A 3323-nucleotide genomic window follows, 5' to 3' on the forward strand; every position below is an offset into this window, starting at 1 on the left:
TACGTTCAAATTTAGCCTTAGCCATGTATAGACCCTTTTTGCAAAACGGCGGTTGTTTAAAATTAGTTTAGTGTTTGGATAGCAAGAGAGGTGTCAAGATGGTGCTGATACCCAGAATCGAACTGGGGACCTCATCCTTACCAAGGATGCGCTCTACCGCCTGAGCTATATCAGCAACGTTTTTGATTGGAGCGGGCAGCGGGAATCGAACCCGCATCTTCAGCTTGGAAGGCTGAGGTAATAGCCATTATACGATGCCCGCGGCCTACTCGTAGCTATTCTTCCTGACGAAAATGGTGGAGGGGGAAGGATTCGAACCTTCGAAGGCAGTGCCGGCAGATTTACAGTCTGATCCCTTTGGCCACTCGGGAACCCCTCCACTAATGGTGCCGCTTATCCGAGTCGAACGGATGACCTACTGATTACAAGTCAGTTGCTCTACCAACTGAGCTAAAGCGGCACTACGTCAGTGGGTGCGAATTCTAGTGGAATGGTTGGAGCCGTGCAACAGAAAAAACCAAAAAAGCACTAAATTCCTGCCTAAGCGTTCATAAAGTGCACAAATTACCGGTTACATATCAATATAGCGCGCCAATCCATGGAAAATCAGTAAAGGTTCAACCACCAAAGGCAAATCAGACAGATAAGGTTTAAGAAACTTGCTGTCGCCGCCGGTCAGTAACAGCTTGTCGCAGGCTGTTTGCTGCCAAGCCAGCCGTACTGCACCTGAAACCGCGGCTAAACAGCCATTTTGCAAGCCTGTTACCGTATCCTGCCCCGGTTCCAACCGGCCGTTAAACATTTCGGAGTTAAATACTTTGGCAGTATTTTTCACTACAGCTTGCTGCTGCATTTTAAGCCCGGGCATAATCCAGCCACCGCCGTGCTGTCCTCCGTTGTCTAACCAATCAACCGTCACTGCGGTGCCGGCATCAACAATCAACACGTTCTTTGCCGGAAACAACAACTGGGCACCTAACATCGCCAACCAACGGTCGACACCCAGCGTTTGCGGCTGTTGATAACTGCTACGCACACCATAAGCCTGTGCATCAGCATGCACCTGACGCCAGGGCAGATGATCCAAACCCAGCAACTGCTTAATTACAGCCACCTTTTCTTGTGATGCAACACTGGCGAAATAAACGGCCTTTATCGGCAACCTGGCCAGATTATCCGGCGCAAGCTGTGGTAAAGCGGTTACTTTGCCGTGTTTGACCAACGCGGCCTTCTCACGGGTATTACCAATATCCAGCAATAAATACATGCTACTCTCCCGCACGCAAACTAAGCTCGCCGCCAAAGTACGCCTGTACTCCCGTCGCAGTTTTTACCAACAAGGCTCCTTGCTTATCCACTCCGGTGCAAATACCTGTTATCTCTTCTTTACCGATAAGCTTTACTGCTTTGTTGCGATACTGGTTGTATTGGTCAAACTCATCAACAAAACCAGTAAAACCCTGGTGTGTAAACTCTGTCAGCAACGTTATAAGTTGTTGTTGTAACAAGGCTACCAACTGATTGCGATCAATCACTTTGTCACCGGCCCCCGTTAAGTCGATATACTGCTGATCTATACTGTGTAACGCTTGCGGCGGCAGACGAATATTCATACCAATACCAATGATAACATCGCAGCCGGCGTGAGCTTGACCTGCCAACTCTACAAGAATACCGCACAGCTTTTTACCATCGACATAAACATCATTAGGCCATTTAACCCTGGCATCAACCTGATACTGTTGTTTCAGCAACCTTGCTATGGCGATACCCACCACCAGGCTCAATCCCATAGCGGCTTGAATTCCCTGCTCCAGGCGCCAATACATCGAAAAGTACAAACTGGCGGCAAAAGGTGAATACCAATTGCGGCCACGCCGGCCACGGCCTGCTGTCTGCGCCTCTGCTACTATGGTGTAACCGGGCTCTGTTACCAAGCCATCCTGTACTTTCTGCATCAGCTGGCTGTTAGTTGAATCTGTTATATGTTGCACCAGAATATCCGCGCCGGAAGTTTTGCGTAACTGGCTTATTTTGGCAGCATCAAGTAGATCCAGTTGCTCTGCCAGGCAGTAACCCCGGCCTTTAACTTTGTAGATATCTAAACCCAATTGTTGTAACTGTTTAATATGATTCGCTACAGCCGTGCGGCTTACACCCAGCATTTCGGCCAGAACCTGGCCCGATTGAAAACTTCCTGAGCTTAGTGCACTCAGTAATTGCCGCTGCGTCACTAAGCTGCCTTTGCTCATCTTACAGGCTGTCCTGCGCCATTTAACATACGTACTTCAACCTCTAACTGAATATTGTAAGCAGAAAACACCTGCTGCTGCACCGCGGTTACAAGTTGTTCTAACTGCGCCGCTGTGCCTGCCCCCTCGTTAACGATGACCAGCGGTTGTAGTTTGTAGCATCCAACCTCACCATAATGCTTACCTTTGAAGCCTTGTTGTTCTATTAACCAGGCGGCAGGAATTTTTACTGTGTTGTCTGACTGGCTAAAACCCGGCATAGCAGCATATTTGCTTTTCAGCGCAGTATAGTGCTGCAAGGCGATGACCGGGTTCTTAAAAAAGCTGCCGCAATTAGCCAACACAGCAGGATCCGGTAACTTACTGCTACGCACGGCAATAACCTGCTCAAATATAGTATTGATAGCAGCGTCAGCAGGCAGATGGTCCAAGCCGTTATAGCCAAGCACAGGACCAGGCTGTCTGCTAAGACACAAACCCACAGCGACGATAACGCCTTTGCCTGCTAAAGCATGTTTAAACACGCTATCACGGTAGCCAAACCGGCAACGCCCTGCAGAAATACGCTGCACTTTGCGCTGTTGCCAATGGTAAAAATCAACATACAAGCAGCTATCGGCAAGTTCCACACCGTAAGCGCCGATATTTTGCACCGGTGCAGCCCCGACCGACCCCGGAATAAGCGCCAGATTTTCTATACCCCACAGCTGTTGTTCAACCGCCCAACTAACCAACTGATGCCAGTTATGGCCGGCTTCAACGTGCACTAAAACATGATCTGCACCCAGCTCAGTAAGCGTTTTGCTATCTGCGACAAACCGACAGACCGGTGCAGCAAGATCCTGCAAAAAAATAGTATTACTACCTTCCCCAAGCACTACAGGCACCGTTTCAGTATTAAAGCTGTGCAATTCACTGACAGAGTTAAACTCATGAACAGAGCTTAATGTTGCATCAAAACGAAAAGTAGAATAAGAAACTGCAGATATATTAGTTAAAGTGCGCATGATTAAGCCGGTTAATGCGAATGCCATCATTGTAATGATGTGCTTGGTGAAGCGCAAAGCAAAA

Annotated in this window: 3 protein-coding genes and 4 tRNA genes; all 7 read right to left on the reverse strand. The window is 48.4% G+C overall.

Features of this window, described 5'->3' with window-relative positions; translation table 11 throughout:
* Positions 1-99: 99 nt before the first annotated feature.
* Positions 100-175 (reverse strand) — tRNA-Thr (locus HRH59_RS19085).
* A 12-nt stretch (positions 176-187) separates the two neighbouring features.
* Positions 188-262: transfer RNA gene (locus HRH59_RS19090), tRNA-Gly, on the reverse strand.
* A 32-nt stretch (positions 263-294) separates the two neighbouring features.
* A tRNA-Tyr gene (locus HRH59_RS19095) sits at positions 295-379 on the reverse strand.
* Between the two features lie 5 nt (positions 380-384).
* Positions 385-460: transfer RNA gene (locus tag HRH59_RS19100), tRNA-Thr, on the reverse strand.
* 111 nt (positions 461-571) lie between these two features.
* Complete coding sequence (locus tag HRH59_RS19105; protein WP_173502850.1) at positions 572-1267, reverse strand: type III pantothenate kinase; 696 nt, start codon at positions 1265-1267, stop codon at positions 572-574.
* Position 1268: 1 nt separating this feature from the next.
* Positions 1269-2252: a bifunctional biotin--[acetyl-CoA-carboxylase] ligase/biotin operon repressor BirA gene (gene birA / locus HRH59_RS19110; RefSeq protein ID WP_173502851.1), complete on the reverse strand. Its 984-nt coding sequence runs from the start codon at positions 2250-2252 to the stop codon at positions 1269-1271.
* Positions 2249-3323, reverse strand: a 1075-nt coding sequence (gene murB, locus HRH59_RS19115; RefSeq protein ID WP_331460211.1) for a UDP-N-acetylmuramate dehydrogenase, incomplete at its 5' end; no start/stop codon positions are given. The genes birA and murB, both read right to left, overlap by 4 nt.

Origin of the sequence: Rheinheimera lutimaris (assembly GCF_013283795.1) — a bacterium.
GTDB classification, from domain to species: Bacteria; Pseudomonadota; Gammaproteobacteria; order Enterobacterales; family Alteromonadaceae; genus Alishewanella; species Alishewanella lutimaris.

Coding starts and splice junctions, on each gene's coding strand:
- HRH59_RS19105 (WP_173502850.1), bottom strand. CDS start 1,267: ATGTATTTATTGCTGGATATTGGTAATACCCGTGAGAAGGCCGCGTTG.
- birA (WP_173502851.1), bottom strand. CDS start 2,252: ATGAGCAAAGGCAGCTTAGTGACGCAGCGGCAATTACTGAGTGCACTA.